Genomic DNA, 16,069 nt, shown 5'->3' with positions numbered 1-16,069 from the left:
TCGATTCCAAGCTTAATATTTCCAGGATCGTTTTTTGTGAAAAAAGGATTTCTGTCGATTTATTAATTATTGATAATTAGGACTAATTTGTTTTCGAATTGAATGGTTCTGATTTCCATAAAATTGCTCGCTTTTAAATAATTTTCCATAATAACTGCAACCAGATTTTAATAATTTTTTTGCACCAATACAATTGATTTGCTGCATTTTTAAAAAATTAACTTATAGGGGTTCTTCTCAGGAAGGTAGGAATATCCTATTCTAGCTGGCGTAGCCTGGGAGCAGGCCCCAAGGGCCGTATCCCAGGGTTTCTTTTAAGTTGAAAATGGATTATTGCCATAAAATTAGTGAAAGAGGTTGGTCTAAGTGAGTTTGGAGAGTAAATGAGTGGTGAACTTAAGCTGGCATAACAATGAAAACCTGGGATACGGCCCTTGGGGCCTACTCCCAGGCTACGCCTGATAGCCGATCAGGAAATCTGGCAGGACAAGCTGGTCTTAGGTTTAAACAGCTCGGGGTTATTGGTTTTAATCTTAAGCGCTTCGTCTGCCGGTAGTTGCACGCCAAGAAACTGGATATCAACATGACAAGTTCGCTTTTCGCCTCCATCTGTGGAAGGTATTCTCATCACAAAATTAAGTGTTAAATCGACGGGATAGAAGTATTCCTTAAAAAATTCGTCTTTTTTTGGGGCGACCTTTTTTTCTCCAATGGCGGAGTTCCAGAGTAATTGAAGTTCATTTTCCAACGATCCAACGCCATCATTCTGTATGTGATGCTTAATACGCTCCATAGGCAGTCCATCAAAGTTGGTGATTCTTATATTGCCATTTATTCCCGGAAAAATTTCATAAAGCATCTCTGACTCGGCAAAAGCCAAGGCGCCTCGCAATATACGCACCTGAGCATCGCGAGTATCCAGTTCCTTGGCAAAATCCTGACGTTTGACCTTTGAGATTGATGATTGCACTTCATGAGCACTGGCTGACATATCACACCCCCTATTTATATGATTCGGTCTGATGGTATATTTTAAAGAAATATAGATCAAGAGTGAGGCTGTTCATTATTTCTGCCGGCACCTCGGATGCCACTACCTGTCGACGCAGTATATAAGAGCTTTGGAAAATCTCATTTTTGATATTATCACACGCCAAGCTACTGATTACGGTGAACATGAAATTGATACTCAAATTAAAAAGAAACAACTAATAAGTAAACTTGATTCTGGCGACGCTATTATTATCTATTCCTCTAAAGAAGATTTTTGCGACATTATTAGGGCAGAAGACTTTAAATCCTTCCAGACTCAACCAAGTTATCCATAAATGTTGTCCACGATGAATCATTTTTGATAAAACGTTCTATCAATAGAGCGTACCTCATTGAATGAAGAAAACCTTTAACACTACTCAGATAAATTAAAATCGCAGCCCATTTTAGGCCCTCTAACTCAAATTAAGAGATTTCTTACATGATTATGCGCTATTTTGAGTATAACTCATTAAAATTATTCGCTATGCTTAAATCAGTACGAGGAAGGACAGCGGATGTCTTATTAAGGATTATTTGAACGCATCAAGGACGATGCACTACCACAAGGATGTGGTCTGCCTCCTCGGAACACCATTCACTATAGCCATTATAATTAATCAGAATTTATTACGATTTTTATCACATCTCAAGCCAACGAAACCACTAGGTAAACCCCTCCATTAATTCAATTATTTTGGTATTAATTTGAACCTTGATTAATGGAGACAGTTTTTGAACTAGCTTCCCAAGTGAATTACAAATTTTGAAACATCCTTTTTACGGATTCTCAAACCCATCCTTTAACAGACAAAAGAGTCTGTCTTGGCGCCTAAAAAAGGCTCCTCTGAACAGTTCACAATTTATTTTATATCCATTGCAGGCAACTCTGGGTCCATTAAGAAGATAAATTATGGTTGAACCCAGCAATAAAATTTTTGATAATCCCATACTAGCACTCGCAATCTGGCTGCACTGCATGCCTCCCGGATTAATATCAATGATACTATAGGAAATACAATGAGTAAGAATGGCCCAAAACACATCAAAGAATATCGTGTATTCAGAACTACATACAGCACCGGAGCACTGCTCTCTCTTGGTATGAACTTCAAATTACATGGTTTGAGTTTTAAACTACTCTATTGCCTTTTATCTTGGATGAATGTGGGTTATTTGATAGCGTGAAATTGCCACTCATAAAAAATTCCAATTATCATGGCTCGGAGTGAGCATTTGGAAGGGCGGAGCTTGCTTTTTACTAGGTATATTGCTTTGGAGCAAAAAGCAAGATACTTGTACATTAATGACTTTAAACATTTAAAATTGCTTGTAACACGCGAACCACATAAAATTCAGAGTTTTTTATAAAATTGACTTTGAATCAAAACGCCCCCAAAGTCGTAGCTTTTAAGCTATATAATCCCATATAATTAAACGCTAATTACTTCTACGTCTTGCTCAAAGACATTTTTGTATGGTTAAAGTGATGCCAAAAGAGTTGCGACAATTTCTCACGTTTCTAGTATTCGTTGTATCTTCAATGACTTATTCCCGAGCGACTATAGATGAGCTACCAGACACAGCGCAGGATGCTTATTGGCTCTATATTCTCGGCTTGGCAATTCTTGCTGGTTGTTGTGAGTCCATTGAGGTATACGATCATCTTTTTCCGGCGCAATGTGATGAATCTAATGATGCACATGAAGAGCAGAAACAACCATCATTACTTCAGCCTGCAAAAACGAGTGATATTATAGTCATGTCAACGGGCTTGATGTTACTTGCACCACCATTAGCCATGTGTGGTTGGGCGCATCGTTTACAAGGTAGCTTATTGGCCAGTTCATTAGGGATACATGATAATGAATTTTTAGGATTGGTTTTCGCTGCACCTGCGTTAATAAAGTTTTGTGCTATCTCGATACCTCACCTTTTTCACACCCTGAATGGTACGCGCGAGCATTATAGTTTGAGTGTAACGAATAGTCAGATAATTGAGAGACCACAAAGCTCATGGCCTCCTTTAAAATGGTGGTTGATGTTGGCAGCAATGGTTTATCTGCATTTACCAGAAGGACAATTAATCGCTGCCCCAATTAACCAAGAGTTTTACAAGCGTATTGCTGTATATGGTTTTGCCATTGCAGAGTCTGTTCCTCATCTTAATCAAATGGAACAATTACCCAATAATATTGCCAACATGCTTAGGCATGGTGATTCATCTTCTATGATTTTATCATTGAGTGTTGGGGCTTTGGCTGGGGTTGCACATGCCTCTCAAGCTCTGCTTGCAGCCATCGCAAATGGCGTAGATTATACTGCCTGGCTTGGGCCTTTAATTGAGTTTGTAATTGGATTTAGTGAGGCACAGCAACACGCCGTTCCAGCGGCAAGAAGACTGTATCGTTCGACTTTTTTCAACTCAAGATCTCCTATTGAAATAGAAGCGAGTGCTTCAATGCCAACTGAAAATGCCATCAACACAGACATACCGAAATTAGCATGATGAAGAAAGCACCATACCAGGGATGAAATTGCAGTCATAAAGAGAGAGTATCGATATGATTTGAATTTTAAACAGTGAAGCATTAATATGATCAAAAATGCCGAGACTGGTTGATGTTATGGACGATTCACACACTTATCATTCCCCTCAATTGCAACAATTGATTGAAAAATCAGGATTATCCAATTGGTCGATTTCTGAGTTCGATTGGGATCTACCCCCTATTGTACCAAACGATGTCACAATAACAGATTATGTGGATATGATAAGTCAGCTTTACCATGCGGAACTGTTTACCCTAAAAATTTGTGCCCGATTAATCACTGAAGTTCCAGACTTTCAAGCGCTTCGTTTTATCTGCACGCAGATGAATGACGAGGCACGTCATGCCGATGTATATGCAAAATATATTCAATTGCTTGGCGAAATTGCACCTGTCAATGAACGGCTTGCAGATATTTTTTCCAAGACGCTAGCTTGGACTGGATCCTATTGCGGATTGATTGTTGCCTTAAATGTAGTCATGGAAAGTGAAGCACTGAATCAACAAAGAAAGCGGATTGAAACGCTACCCTGCCCTATTTTCAAGGCAATTAATTCACGTATTATCCAAGATGAAGCCAGACATTCTGGATTCGGTTTTATCTATATGCGAGACAAATTACCTCTTCTGAGTGAAATAGAAAAAAATAATATTATTACCTGGATTGAAGGCCTTTGGTCTGATTGGAAACTGGCTAATGAAGACCGTTATATGGAAACGGGGGCTGCAATTTTAAGAACTTCTCCTGAAGAACTTGATATCCGGTTGAAAGCACAACAACGTATGTTTTGCAAATTAGGGTTAGTTACTTCACCTCATGCTGTTACCGAGGAAGTCCTCTAAAATAACTTTTTTGCGTTTGATCATAAGGACAATTGATATGGCAAAATTATTTAAGTTTAGAGATCTTAAAACCGCAACTGAATTTGCGGAGTTTTCCAAAGGATACATGGACTCTTTTCAGGGGAAACGACTTGATCCAATACAGGCTATCAAAACGGAAAATCTATTCTCCTATAAGCGCATTATAGGTGTTTATGAGGGCACACAATTAGTCGCTGGATACATAATTAATCAATATCCACATCGTTGTTTTGAATATTTTACGGCTGAAGAACAATTAAATATTATTGAAGCTTTGGGTGGCAAGCAAAAGGTCTGTGAAATAGTTGCACTTTGGAAATCAAAATCAATTTCTCGCGTGATGTTTAACTTGAAAATTGGGTCCCATATTATTTTTGATGCTCTAAAAGAAAATCGTCCCATCATTTTTGGCTGTTCCTATGCCGGCCATGGAATGATAAAACGCTACACTTTATTAAGCCCAAAGCTTGTTCGCAAAGGAATACACGATAATGATCTCACTGTCTTTTATTTTCGTCGCAGACAGATGATCATGACCTATTTATTGACACTGACCATCACAATTGCGCAAGCAATTTATCGTAAACTATTTCGAGTAAAAAAATCGGCACAGGTGATAATCAATGACTGATCATCGAAATTTAAAAATACCCCATTATCTATTTTTTGATCTTCTTAGTGCATTCTTCGCCGTAGGTCCTGCCGTTTTATCATGGTCTGTTATTATTTTTCTGGTCTTTTATTTTTCTGGCTCAACTACCTTATTGATTCTTGTTTTATTACTGTCACCTTTATTGTCAGGTTTGACCTTCATATCTTTTTTAGCACTATTTAAGTTCTTTATTCCTAAACTAAAACCTGGCGTGACCCATATAGGATTCAATAAAAATACTCTTTCATGGTATTGTCATTTAGCATTAAATCGTTCCATAAAGGTGTCTGGACTTAAGTATCTTCTGAATATTTCCTATTTTCTTAAATTTTTACTATATCGTGCATTAGGCGCCAAAATTGGCTTTGGCATCAATACGCCAATGGAATTTACCTTTGTTGATCTTCCCTTGTTAACCATTGGTTCAGGAACAACTTTCGGTGAAAATGTTCATGTCTCTTGTCATTATTTTACAGGGGATCGCCTGCTATTAAAGCCTGTCACAATTGGAACAAATTGTTTTCTTGGCGCAAATTGTATTATAGGCCCTGGCAGTAAAATCGGTGATAAAGCGTATGTAGGCTATGGAAATATTGTGTCTGGCGACGTTATTGCCGATAACGAATACATTGGAGATTTGGAATGGAGAAATGGCAGTCCAATAAGGGCCATGAAGATTCAAAAAATCAATTTAACACGCCCCAAAAAAATACAACAACATTAGAATTGATGTACAACGATCTCTTGGTCCCACTAGAACAATATAACCGCTATCTCGTTATTTTTTTTGTTCTATTAAGTCTGTATCAATATTTTATTCTGCCCTTTTTATTGCCAGAGACAGGTATCTTCTTGATACTAAATTTACTGCCCCTTATGCTGGTGAATAATAGCTTCTGGTCACTAATCCACGAGGGAATCCATTCCAAACTATCAATGAATCGAAGGGGTAATGATACGATGAGCCGCCTATTGGCTATCTGTTTTGGCTCACCCTTTCGAGCGATTCAACAGGCTCACCTTTTACATCACAAATTTAATCGAACAGCAATGGAACGACATGACGAATATGATCCAGCTCTACTATCGCCACGAATAGCCCAACTTGCTTTTTATTTCCGTTTATTCATTGGCTTATATATTCAGGAATTATTTTTTCCGCTAATTGCCTTATTATCACGCAAAACACTAAAAACTAAATTAACGAAATATTTTCCTGCCAACTCTTATCAGTTGATTGCGATTGAACGATTCTTAAAAAAGAACAATAATTTGCCAGAAACCAGAGTTGATCTTTTATTGATTTTTTCTATGTTTTTTCTTAGCTTTTATTGCTATGGCTCACATTGGCCTGTATTAATTATTTTAATGATGGCTCGCGCATTATTTATTTCTGTATCGGATTATTCTTACCATTATGGGAGTAAAACAGACGATGTATACTTTGCTTTTAATTTCAAGCTACCAACGTGTTTCGCTATTTTTATCCTTAATTTTAATTATCATGGAACACATCATCGTTTCCCAAGGCTTCCCTGGCATGCTCTACCAGTAGTTTTTGCTTCTGAAGGGAGGGATTTTGAATACAATTTCTTTCATGGAGTAGCAAGACAATTGCGAGGCCCCCATCCCGTTTCAAAAATAGAACGGATTTAATCGGAAAGAAAGATAATAATTCGCTTTTCTTATGATTTACTGCATTTAAAATGATTTATATTTTCCTCTGTACTAAAATAACAATGATTAAGTGATGAATATGGATTTATCCTATGTCGAAAAAACACATTCTTCTCGTTGAAGATAATACCGTTGCAGCACAGGTTGCGAAATTTCTATTTGAGACTCTAGGCTGTGATGTAGACGTTGTTAGTGATGGGATCCAAGCGCTCCTAAGAGCAGAACAAACAGATTTTGATGCCATCTGCATGGACATAGGGCTTCCTTCAGTATCCGGCCTTGATGCGTGCAAAATGATTAGAGAGCATGAGGCTAAAAATAAAATTGCTTGTGTTCCTATTATTGCTGTCACTGGAAACGCCAGTCCTGAGGAAACGCAAAAATACCTGGCTGCTGGCATGCAAGATGTTATTCTTAAACCTTTAACCAAAGAAAAAGCTGAACATCTTCTCACTTTTTGCAAAAAATGAACCTCTGCATCAACCCCCTATAGAACCATAATGTTCCGGCATAATTAGTGTAAAAGTTGCTCCCTTACCTTCGGTGCTGTCTACTTGTATTGAGGCATTTATTAATTTTGCTCTTTGTTTGGCAAGAAAAAGACCAGCGCCAACACCATGGAATTGAGCACCATATTTATTGGCACGTGATAACATGGTGTATTGCTCAAAAATGAAATCCATTTTATCCTCAGGAATTCCCCTACCCGTATCAGCAACCTGAAAAAAGTATGTCCCGTTTTTCTTGTTAACAGAGACAATCACCCTACCGTTTTCTGTAAATTTAATTGCATTGGATATCAACTCTATTAAAATCAAATGAAATTTGAGCCTATCTGTTTCTATTAAATCTCCTTCATTAGAGTTGAATGGTTTAACCATAAATTTTAGTTTTTTAGCATAAGCAGAGGGCTTGAGAATACTCTCTATATTTTTAAGTTCATGATTGATGGAAAAAGACTCAACCTTAACTTCAATTTCAGAAATAGAAGTCGCTCGGATAACCTCCTGATATACCTTCTCCCAAGCGCTGCATCCACGAAGAAGCTCTTCAAATAAAGGTTTTAACTCCAGGTATTTATCCCCATAGCCATACAGTAACATGGATGCCATCCCACTAATTGAAGAGAATGGGGTAACCAGCATGTGCCCCATATTCGATATAAATTCAGTCATGATGTAACTGGAGGCCTCTGCTTTTTCTTTTGCCCCAATAAGATCATTTTCTATTTTCTTCTTTTCAGTAATATCTATTGAAAATCCAATCAATCCAATGATATTACCCCCCGCATCTTTTAACGGTTGTTTTTGGGAAAGAAAAATTCTTTTTTCACCATTTGGAGTTATTACCGATTCCTCTAAAATTTGAGGAATTCCAGTCTGCATGATGGCATTATCTATATTGTCAACAGCCTTTGCTGATTCATAATCATCCAATACCTCATAGATAGTTCTGCCTATAAAACCATGACCTGAATCAAACATTTTTAATTGATTGGCACTTGCTCCCATATATATCCCATCCCTGTTTTTCCAAAAGACATAAGAAAATGGGAGACTATTAAAAATCGATTCAATTAAGCCTATCTGATCAAATGGTTTGGTATCCATAAAAAATCTTTATATTATAATAAGATACCATAGACCATATCTGTCTTAATGGCAAAAATGAACAAACATTGAACACATGGGGCTGTTTGTGTTATAATTCAGTCCCCTCCAATCGAGTATTTATGGATAAATATGAAAGTCTATGTTTTTATATACAATGTTGTTGCTATTAAAGCGAATTTGTCCGAATTACCCTACGAAAACGATTCTAAATTTATTTTAATTGCCAGTGATTACTGCATTAATAAATTAACCCAAGAAAACAAACAAATTTTCGATGAAATACACACCATTGATAGAAATTTCCATACGCCTGATGCACATCGAATAGAAGCCATAATAGCTGATTTAATAATCCAATACGGTTCAGAAAAGATAGTCCTGTTAAGTAATGAAGACAGCACGCAACTCACATGCGCCACTATTCGAGAAAAATATCAAATCAATGGAAATTCCGTAAACGAAGTCCTTCCCTATGTAAACAAAAATGTTTCTAAATTAAAACTAGGTGGGCTATTAAAAACTCCTCTATTCAAAATACTTAACAAAGAACAGTACAAAAAAAATTCTCAACACTATACGAGCGAATTAATTCAGGATATTGATTTTCCTATGTTTATTAAGCCAATAGATTTAGTGAGCAGCATAGGAACGTACAAAGTAGAGGATGAAAAAACTCTATCGAACGTTCTTGATATAATCTGCAATAGCCCATGGGAATTTGAAATCGATGAATTCATTGATGGTAAATTATTTCATTGTGATTTTATTATCGTAGAAAACCAAGTGAAATTTTTCGCTGCTTGCCACTATGCCAATCCTTTAGCTCAATTTTCTAAAGGAAGCCCTATGGGCAGCATTCCTGTAAATGATTCTTTGTTATTCAATGAACTTTACGAATTCAGTAGTTCAGCCCTAAAATTATTAGGCACTTTCTCTTCAGCATTTCACGTTGAAGTGTTTAAAGATAAGAACACTGGGCAATTGATTTTCCTTGAAGCAGCAGCAAGAACTCCTGGGGCACTTGTTCCTGAAATGTATGAAATCAGTCATGGTTTCAATCTTGAACAGATGCACTTCATGACCAAAATAGCTCCAGATTTAATCCAAACAAGCCCAAAACCATCAATCAGTGCGGGCTGGATAACTTACCCCAAAACACATGGAGTACTAAGTGATATATGCTTTCCTGAAATTACTATTAACCATAAAAAAATAACGCACATCCAAAAAGGAGATACGTTAAATCAGGCAAATTGCCTGTTAGATAGCGCATGCAGTGTTTTGTTTTGGGATTTTTCTTATGAAAAAATAAACAAAACCTTTGAAAATTTAAAAGAATCAACCCCAGTAAAAACGGATTAAAGTGTTCGCTCATCGCTTTATAGCCCCTTCCCGGGGCATATAAGGCATGTACTTTACTATCAAGTGATTCATTGAGTAGCAAGAAAGAGTCAGGACTTGAATTGTGAATATCAATAAATTCACAATTCAAGTCCGGCCCCTTATACTGACCCTTATAATTCTACTGGTAAGCTCTCTATCTTTGAAGCTATAAAAAAACTGTAGTTGAGGGCGTTTTAACCATGATAACTGATTTATAGCAAGGCAAACCTATGGTCCTGTTTTTTAATAACGACAAAGAAATCAAATTAAATACAATCCAAATTTTATTAGTTAATAGAATTATCGAAAATAATTATGCCGAATTTATATATTTTGCTGAGCAAGGGAAGCTGAATTTGAATTTTCAAGATAGTTGTGGAAATACATTATTACATTTCGCAGCATCATATCAAAACAGTGATATTATTAATTGGCTATTAGATAGAAATGTTGATCCAAATCTGGTGAACAACGAAGATTGCGTTCCTTTAGAATTGTATTATGGAGTTGAAACAGAAGCTTTTGAGCGCTTAGTAACATTAACTAATCGAAAAGTAATTTTGAAGCTAACATCTTGTAGCAATAAATTGCAACGACAACTCTTTTGGTACGCCGAGCACCTTATTGCAAAAAATAGAATCGCTTCTTTGGCAAAGTTGCTTCAAGCAGGATTTGATATAAACATACGAGATCTTGAGTATAATGGAAATACTTTGCTACACAAAGCTGCGATTTACAAGAAATTTGAAATGATGAATTATTTAATTGAGAAAAATGCCATCCCGAATGTTGAAAATAACGCGGGGCATGTAGCACAAGATTACATTGAGAAACCTGAATTAATTGTTATTAATAACGATTTAGTTGATAAATCTTCAAATCATGATATTGACTCTTTTGCCATCAAAAAAAGATCCGAAGAAATAATTCTAAAAGCAGGAGGAGAAATTTTAGATTGGTTGCCAATTATCGATTTAACTACCCCGAGGACTCTTCCACAAATAATAGATCGTGCTCTAGTGCTTAATGCCATGTATCAATTATGTATAAAAGCGCCCAAACATGTCATAGCAAATTGGCTATCAGAAAATAATTTGATAGATGATTTATCACCTGATGAATATTCCCTTTTATCTCAATATGATGAACCACTAACCGAAGGTGAACTTAATTATATTTATTGGCTAATAGAAGCACTATGGGCGTTAGTCTGGGTAACTAAATTAATTAAGAACCTTCCCTTTGACACAGCTGTGGGTGATGAATTAGCTAGCCTTAGCCCCAACCTCCAATTAGGCGAAGACGGGGCTAAATATATCAATTGCATGCAGTTAAGATCATACAGCGAACTATATGAAATGCGTGACCTCTATTATCGATTGCATTGGTGGGTTCATCATTACCGAAATAATATTCCAAATGAGTTTTTTGCCAGAATTCTTCTAAGAAGGAAAGCATTAGAATGGGTATTAAACTGCGAATCTGACTGGGATGAAGTTGATTTGTCATGTTGAATTAAAACAATATAGGATTACGGCACATTCCGATAGAAGGATAAAGTTGTTTAACGATTTTTGTAAGATATTCTTTAAGACAGTTTTTTAAGGGTTCATAAATTCAAACTATTAAATCAAGAAGTTTTATTGGGCTATATGTATGAAGAAGATGAAATCATATTAACCCTATTGAAATTAGGAACACATGAACATTTTTATCGGGATATCAAAAATACCATCTAAAAAAATTACTGTGGAAATTTATTATTTAGTGTATGCCCCAGTGAGTTATAAAGACTTTATTTGTGGCCGAGACCACAATCTGACAGCATCCTAAATGAACAGGCAGAATATTTTATGTGGTTTAAAATAGAAAAAAATTATGTGGTGCTCTCTGTCTATGCCAAGCCCAATGCAAAAAAATCAGCGTTGCTTGCCATTGCTGACGAAGCCTTACATATAGCGCTGCATGCCAAACCACAAGATGGGGAAGCGAATAAAGAATTGATACAGTTCCTATCGAAGCAGTTCAAATTACCCAAATCTCATTGTGAATTAATCCGGGGCGAAAGCAGCCGTCATAAACAAATCAGGGTTCCATTATCAGATCATTTAATTCGACTGATTAATGAGCTCAAACTTCCCAATATAAAATAGAAAGGCCTGAATGGAGGATAGCCATTCAAGCCATTAGTTTGCGAGGTTAACTGCTATGGTTACACCACTGTTCCATTAATTGGACTTAAATGTGATACCGGTTCCATCCGGTATCACGTGCTTCCATGTTTGGACTATTGAAACTGATTCCGTACGTTTCGGAGGCCATTATACTCAGTTGATTTCTATTGTCAACTGATAATTTCCAAACGAAACCAAAAGTTTCCACTCATTTCAAAATTTGCAGGTTTTATTACCCTTTGTTACACTCTACTCAGCATTAAGAGATTAGGAACATTGCTTCCCCATGGAAAAAGTTAACTTAACAAAACAGTTTGCTTACCGCTTGCGAGACGCAATGATTGCTGCTGGATTTAATTCACAACGCTCAACATCAGGAGTGTGTATCCATAAATTAGCAGAAATTACTGGTTACTCTGTTCAAATTTGCCGAAAATATCTGCGGGGTGAAGCCATACCCGAGCCCGTTAAACTCGTTGAAATTGCTGCGAAACTTCACGTTTCTCCGGGTTGGCTGCTGTTTGGTGATGCTCATAATGACCCTGGATTATCGAAAGACAAATTAACAATCAGCAAGAATTTGCTTCACTATATTTTCACACGAGCAGCGTGTCTATATAATGGCGACTTAATGGAAAATGAGGTGCCTGGGTTTTTGATGGAATTGATTAACGACATCAGCTTAATCAACGCTAACGAAGAACAGTCAAAAAAAATTATTGACCTGGCTTTGGCTTCAGTGAAGCATTTTAGCCATCCGCAAGGAACGTAGAGAAGTATTCATGGAACATAGCCGTAAACTGATGCTCCACCCACAGCATCTGGAAATTCTATTTGCATTCAAAAGTAAACTTTCAAACGTATTCAGGGATGTATTGGGAATACATGAAATTCATCACATTGCCTTAACTCGGATTAATGAACGGAATGAGCTGGTTTCCTTATCCTCCACCCCTTCTATGGAATTTAATTTGTTCAGCAGCTCACTTTGGCATTTTGATCAAACCTACGATCCTGAATGGTTTCAATTGGGAGCTCAGGCTAGCTGGCAAACATTATATATACCGGAGCGATATGATGAACTGTATTACCTTAAACAGATTAAACATGCATTCCCGATAGGATTATCAATGGCGGCAAAAATTGATAATGACTACGTTATCTATTCTTTGGCTAGTCGTAAATCATGCCCTCATACACAAGAACTGTTCACTAGCCAACACGATGATTTTTATAAGATTGGCCAATACTGTTCAAATATGCTTAATCCATTATTTAACTATTGTGACTCTTTGTCAGCACAGAATTTACCGCTACAGGTTCATTATGAAACATCAAAATAAAGTAATATTAGGCGGACTGATGGGAAATATTGTAGAAGCTTACGATATGTCCATCTGTTATTTCCTATCAGCCGAACTATCCCGCAATTTGTTAGGCGACACGAAGGGAAAACCCACTGTAATGCTCTCTCTTATTTTTATCGCTTATCTGGCGAAACCGATAGGAGCATTTATCCTTGGGCTACTTTCTGATCTCTATGGTAGAAAGAATGTTCTAATGGGCTCAATTCTCATTATGGGTATCTCTACCGCTCTGATTGGTGTTATACCCGCTTATGACCGGATTGGCATCATGGCTGCGGGCTGCTTGTTAGCTTTTAGGATAATCCAGAGCATGGCTATCGGTTCTGAATTTTTAAATTCATCTTCATTACTGGTTGAAAGTGGCGATACCAGTCAGCGGGGTTTTAGAGGATGCTGGTCATCAGTTGGTGTAAAAGCCGGGTATTTGGTCGCATGCCTGGTGGCAGAGCTTTTCCATTACTATTCAAAAACCAATCCAGATCTTAATAATTTATGGCGCATTCCATTTTTATTCGCTTTACTGACGACCCTGATTGGTTTTTATATCCGTGCAAAAATGCCGGAAAGCTTGGCCTATATTATTTATTACGCAAATAGAAAAAAACCGTCAACACGTGATATCTATAAACAATCACTTGATTTTGTAAAAAAATACCCATTTATGTTTTACTTTGCATTTTTCTCTGTCTTTTTATCCGTTACAACAGGATTTTTCTTTTACTTGTATATCCCTTTGCACGCCATTCAATATGCTCACATACCGCGGAACCTGATTATGATGTCCAATATTTTGTCTTTATTGTGTGTCACCGTGCTTATTCCGCTGTTTGGCTGGTTATCAGATAAACATGACCGTTTAAAAATGTTAATTTTTGCCAGCAGTGGATTACTGGTTATGACCTACCCATTTATGCATATGATCAATTACGGTAATGCCGGATACTTTATCCTAATGCAATTAATAATCTCCATTCCCTGTGCCTGCTATTACAGTGTATCGACTGTCCTTTTGACAGAGTTATTCCCATTACAAATACGGTGTACGGCTCTTTCTATTGTCTATTCAATATCTGCAAGTTTGGCTGCTGGCCTGCCTCCCCTGTTAGCTGACTATTTGGCGAGAACAACGCATATGCCCAGTTCACCGTGCATAATTATCATGGTACTGGCAACTACAGTCCTGATTAATGTTCGCTTTCTGGCTCGTCGTTATCGAAAAGGTATAAACAATTATCAAATTGCGCAGATGGACTCGGAAAACCCTGTTTTTACTGTTCAATATCAAAAACCAATATAATGAACCTTAAGGGTGTTAGCGCTCCTCACCAAAGGACGAAATTGAAAACACCATTTATCGAAGAGATTAGGGACTACTGATTTAAAGTCTCTTCCTTAATTGTGACATTTCATTTAATTGCTCTGTTATGATGCTATAAAATTTCTGCATGGTTTCACTTTGATAAAATGTTTGTTTTTCCTCATCGCTTTGAGAGTTCGCCAAATTGATTAGCGTATCTAAACCAGCAATGGCATCATCCAGTTCTTTTGCAATGGAACTGAGGCTGGTTAAATAGGCTACTCGATTTTCACCTTCATATGCAGAAAAATTATGAATTTTCACATCAATTTCAGCTCGCAACCCCCTTAAGCTCCGTTCAAGATTAATAATATTCTCAGGTAATGATTTATCCAATTTTGAGTGAACCAATTGTGTGTGACTATGAGTATCCGGTTCCATCGATGCCCTCCAGGTAGAAAATAGTTCTTATGTATAATTCTAGTTGAAGCACAGTATTTCGCCATTTGTTTTAATAGTGTTATCATTGTTTTTTTTCATAACATTGAATCCTATGCTACTCCATTACCTTTTTCTTTTGGGCATTTGTGTAGAGGCGATAACTGGTGCGTTAGCTGCCGGGCGAAAAAAAATGGACTTTTTTGGTGTGATGCTTATAGCCTGTATTACCGCGTTAGGCGGAGGCACGGTAAGAGATGCGCTATTTAACACCTACCCAATCACTTGGGTCGCTCATCCAGAGTATTTATTATATACCTCATTATGTGCATTTTTGACTATCTTTATCGCTCATTCCCTGGTCAGAATCATGAAAGTATTTTTAATTCTTGATGCTCTTGGTCTGTCTGCTTTCGTTATCATTGGAACGCAAAAAGTCCTTTCTCACGGAATGTCACCTAGCGTGGCAGTAATCAGCGGGATGTTAACGGGTATTTGTGGGGGGATGTTACGGGATATTTTATGTAATGATATTCCTTTAGTACTGAGAAAAGAATTATATGCTGTAATTGCTCTTGGTGGTGCGGTGTTATTTATTACTCTTGCGCATTTTCAGGTTCCACATAACCTGAATATCTTGATTACTCTGATTAGCATTTTTACAGCGCGGTTATTGGCAATTTTCTTTCATATAGAAATACCAATCTTTGATTATTCAGAAAGTATAAAAAAGCGAAAAAAGAAATAACTGGAATAACGTTTTAGCCCAAATCAATGGCATTGGTAATTGAGTAGCAAAAAATTCGTCCTTGTGTCGCTCCAATAGATTCTCGCAAATTCACGCGACTCTCCTTCGCCTGCTTCATCACCCTCAGTTCCCGTCACCCTCCACGAAAACGTGGGGGCAGAATCAGGAGAAACTTGGTGAGCTGCTATAGACCCTCCGCTTTCGCGGAGGGTGACGAGGAGGTAAAGCGAAGGGTTACGTATTGGGTAACGCGGAGATGAAGAGCCGTGAAG

The 16,069-nt window shown here is 37.2% G+C and carries 18 protein-coding genes and 1 pseudogene; 16 read left to right on the top strand and 3 right to left on the bottom strand.

The features are described from left to right. Positions 1 to 469: 469 nt before the first annotated feature. A complete protein-coding gene (locus ELY21_RS09540) occupies positions 470 to 991 on the bottom strand; it encodes a hypothetical protein (protein WP_127108974.1) in 522 nt (173 codons plus the stop codon). 130 nt (positions 992 to 1,121) lie between these two features. Here ELY21_RS09540 and ELY21_RS09535 point away from each other — a divergent pair, with 130 nt between their 5' ends. The 8 genes from ELY21_RS09535 to ELY21_RS09505 all read left to right on the top strand — a co-directional run bounded on the left by ELY21_RS09535 (position 1,122) and on the right by ELY21_RS09505 (position 7,247). Next, positions 1,122 to 1,328, top strand: coding sequence for a YheU family protein (locus ELY21_RS09535; protein ID WP_233588697.1), 207 nt, complete (start codon positions 1,122 to 1,124; stop codon positions 1,326 to 1,328). A 724-nt stretch (positions 1,329 to 2,052) separates the two neighbouring features. Beyond that, a complete protein-coding gene (locus tag ELY21_RS15610) occupies positions 2,053 to 2,220 on the top strand; it encodes a hypothetical protein (RefSeq protein WP_158618540.1) in 168 nt (55 codons plus the stop codon). Between the two features lie 301 nt (positions 2,221 to 2,521). Next, positions 2,522 to 3,541: a hypothetical protein gene (locus ELY21_RS09530; protein WP_127108972.1), complete on the top strand. Its 1,020-nt coding sequence runs from the start codon at positions 2,522 to 2,524 to the stop codon at positions 3,539 to 3,541. 118 nt (positions 3,542 to 3,659) lie between these two features. Beyond that, positions 3,660 to 4,427: a ferritin-like domain-containing protein gene (locus ELY21_RS09525; RefSeq protein WP_127108970.1), complete on the top strand. Its 768-nt coding sequence runs from the start codon at positions 3,660 to 3,662 to the stop codon at positions 4,425 to 4,427. Positions 4,428 to 4,464: 37 nt separating this feature from the next. Beyond that, entirely contained in the window at positions 4,465 to 5,079 is a 615-nt protein-coding gene (locus ELY21_RS09520; RefSeq protein WP_127108968.1) for a hypothetical protein, read from the top strand. Further along, positions 5,072 to 5,824, top strand: coding sequence for a DapH/DapD/GlmU-related protein (locus ELY21_RS09515; protein WP_127108966.1), 753 nt, complete (start codon positions 5,072 to 5,074; stop codon positions 5,822 to 5,824). The genes ELY21_RS09520 and ELY21_RS09515 overlap by 8 nt, the downstream gene beginning before the upstream one ends. Beyond that, on the top strand, positions 5,743 to 6,756 hold the full coding sequence (locus ELY21_RS09510) for a fatty acid desaturase (RefSeq protein WP_127108964.1): 1,014 nt from the start codon (positions 5,743 to 5,745) through the stop codon (positions 6,754 to 6,756). Before ELY21_RS09515 ends, ELY21_RS09510 begins: the two co-directional genes overlap by 82 nt. A 113-nt stretch (positions 6,757 to 6,869) precedes the next feature. Further along, a complete protein-coding gene (locus ELY21_RS09505; protein ID WP_127108962.1) occupies positions 6,870 to 7,247 on the top strand; it encodes a response regulator in 378 nt (125 codons plus the stop codon). Positions 7,248 to 7,256: 9 nt separating this feature from the next. On the opposite strand, the gene ELY21_RS09500 is transcribed toward ELY21_RS09505, so the two are convergent. Further along, the gene (locus ELY21_RS09500) at positions 7,257 to 8,387 is read right to left on the bottom strand and encodes an ATP-binding protein (protein WP_127108960.1); all 1,131 of its coding nucleotides are present in this window, start codon (positions 8,385 to 8,387) and stop codon (positions 7,257 to 7,259) included. A gap of 132 nt (positions 8,388 to 8,519) precedes the next feature. On the opposite strand from ELY21_RS09500, the gene ELY21_RS09495 reads away from it, so the two are divergent. The 7 genes and pseudogenes from ELY21_RS09495 to ELY21_RS09465 all read left to right on the top strand — a co-directional run bounded on the left by ELY21_RS09495 (position 8,520) and on the right by ELY21_RS09465 (position 14,611). Continuing rightward, on the top strand, positions 8,520 to 9,752 hold the full coding sequence (locus ELY21_RS09495) for an acetyl-CoA carboxylase biotin carboxylase subunit family protein (protein WP_127108958.1): 1,233 nt from the start codon (positions 8,520 to 8,522) through the stop codon (positions 9,750 to 9,752). A gap of 251 nt (positions 9,753 to 10,003) precedes the next feature. Next, a complete protein-coding gene (locus ELY21_RS09490; RefSeq protein ID WP_127108956.1) occupies positions 10,004 to 11,287 on the top strand; it encodes a DUF4272 domain-containing protein in 1,284 nt (427 codons plus the stop codon). 93 nt (positions 11,288 to 11,380) lie between these two features. Further along, positions 11,381 to 11,512 (top strand): annotated as a pseudogene (locus ELY21_RS15850) (type II toxin-antitoxin system RelE/ParE family toxin); the annotation flags it as partial. A gap of 114 nt (positions 11,513 to 11,626) precedes the next feature. Next, positions 11,627 to 11,926, top strand: coding sequence for a DUF167 domain-containing protein (locus ELY21_RS09480; RefSeq protein ID WP_028383372.1), 300 nt, complete (start codon positions 11,627 to 11,629; stop codon positions 11,924 to 11,926). A 307-nt stretch (positions 11,927 to 12,233) separates the two neighbouring features. Next, entirely contained in the window at positions 12,234 to 12,719 is a 486-nt protein-coding gene (locus ELY21_RS09475) for a helix-turn-helix domain-containing protein (protein ID WP_028383373.1), read from the top strand. Positions 12,720 to 12,729: 10 nt separating this feature from the next. Next, the gene (locus ELY21_RS09470; protein WP_028383374.1) at positions 12,730 to 13,290 is read left to right on the top strand and encodes a hypothetical protein; all 561 of its coding nucleotides are present in this window, start codon (positions 12,730 to 12,732) and stop codon (positions 13,288 to 13,290) included. Next, a complete protein-coding gene (locus tag ELY21_RS09465) occupies positions 13,274 to 14,611 on the top strand; it encodes an MFS transporter (protein WP_158618539.1) in 1,338 nt (445 codons plus the stop codon). Before ELY21_RS09470 ends, ELY21_RS09465 begins: the two co-directional genes overlap by 17 nt. Positions 14,612 to 14,692: 81 nt before the next feature. Here the strand turns inward: ELY21_RS09465 and ELY21_RS09460 are convergent, their stop codons facing one another. Continuing rightward, positions 14,693 to 15,052: a hypothetical protein gene (locus tag ELY21_RS09460; protein WP_028383375.1), complete on the bottom strand. Its 360-nt coding sequence runs from the start codon at positions 15,050 to 15,052 to the stop codon at positions 14,693 to 14,695. 112 nt (positions 15,053 to 15,164) lie between these two features. On the opposite strand from ELY21_RS09460, the gene ELY21_RS09455 reads away from it, so the two are divergent. Next, entirely contained in the window at positions 15,165 to 15,797 is a 633-nt protein-coding gene (locus tag ELY21_RS09455; protein ID WP_028383376.1) for a trimeric intracellular cation channel family protein, read from the top strand. The last annotated feature ends 272 nt before the right edge of the window (positions 15,798 to 16,069 follow it).

The sequence above is a fragment of the Legionella sp. km535 genome, from assembly GCF_003990085.1.
Lineage (GTDB): Bacteria > Pseudomonadota > Gammaproteobacteria > Legionellales > Legionellaceae > Legionella > Legionella moravica.
The sequence above is the reverse complement of the archived record's forward strand: the minus strand, read 5'-3'. Positions and strand labels throughout refer to the sequence as shown.

What these genes read in the sequence shown, in the direction of transcription:
- ELY21_RS09475 (WP_028383373.1), top strand. Translation starts at nt 12,234, where the DNA reads ATGGAAAAAGTTAACTTAACAAAACAGTTTGCTTACCGCTTGCGAGAC.
- ELY21_RS15610 (WP_158618540.1), top strand. Translation starts at nt 2,053, where the DNA reads ATGAGTAAGAATGGCCCAAAACACATCAAAGAATATCGTGTATTCAGA.
- ELY21_RS09520 (WP_127108968.1), top strand. Translation starts at nt 4,465, where the DNA reads ATGGCAAAATTATTTAAGTTTAGAGATCTTAAAACCGCAACTGAATTT.
- ELY21_RS09510 (WP_127108964.1), top strand. Translation starts at nt 5,743, where the DNA reads ATGGAGAAATGGCAGTCCAATAAGGGCCATGAAGATTCAAAAAATCAA.
- ELY21_RS09515 (WP_127108966.1), top strand. Translation starts at nt 5,072, where the DNA reads ATGACTGATCATCGAAATTTAAAAATACCCCATTATCTATTTTTTGAT.
- ELY21_RS09540 (WP_127108974.1), bottom strand. Translation starts at nt 991, where the DNA reads ATGTCAGCCAGTGCTCATGAAGTGCAATCATCAATCTCAAAGGTCAAA.
- ELY21_RS09525 (WP_127108970.1), top strand. Translation starts at nt 3,660, where the DNA reads ATGGACGATTCACACACTTATCATTCCCCTCAATTGCAACAATTGATT.
- ELY21_RS09460 (WP_028383375.1), bottom strand. Translation starts at nt 15,052, where the DNA reads ATGGAACCGGATACTCATAGTCACACACAATTGGTTCACTCAAAATTG.
- ELY21_RS09470 (WP_028383374.1), top strand. Translation starts at nt 12,730, where the DNA reads ATGGAACATAGCCGTAAACTGATGCTCCACCCACAGCATCTGGAAATT.
- ELY21_RS09505 (WP_127108962.1), top strand. Translation starts at nt 6,870, where the DNA reads ATGTCGAAAAAACACATTCTTCTCGTTGAAGATAATACCGTTGCAGCA.
- ELY21_RS09495 (WP_127108958.1), top strand. Translation starts at nt 8,520, where the DNA reads ATGAAAGTCTATGTTTTTATATACAATGTTGTTGCTATTAAAGCGAAT.
- ELY21_RS09530 (WP_127108972.1), top strand. Translation starts at nt 2,522, where the DNA reads ATGCCAAAAGAGTTGCGACAATTTCTCACGTTTCTAGTATTCGTTGTA.
- ELY21_RS09455 (WP_028383376.1), top strand. Translation starts at nt 15,165, where the DNA reads ATGCTACTCCATTACCTTTTTCTTTTGGGCATTTGTGTAGAGGCGATA.
- ELY21_RS09500 (WP_127108960.1), bottom strand. Translation starts at nt 8,387, where the DNA reads ATGGATACCAAACCATTTGATCAGATAGGCTTAATTGAATCGATTTTT.
- ELY21_RS09480 (WP_028383372.1), top strand. Translation starts at nt 11,627, where the DNA reads ATGTGGTTTAAAATAGAAAAAAATTATGTGGTGCTCTCTGTCTATGCC.
- ELY21_RS09490 (WP_127108956.1), top strand. Translation starts at nt 10,004, where the DNA reads ATGGTCCTGTTTTTTAATAACGACAAAGAAATCAAATTAAATACAATC.
- ELY21_RS09465 (WP_158618539.1), top strand. Translation starts at nt 13,274, where the DNA reads ATGAAACATCAAAATAAAGTAATATTAGGCGGACTGATGGGAAATATT.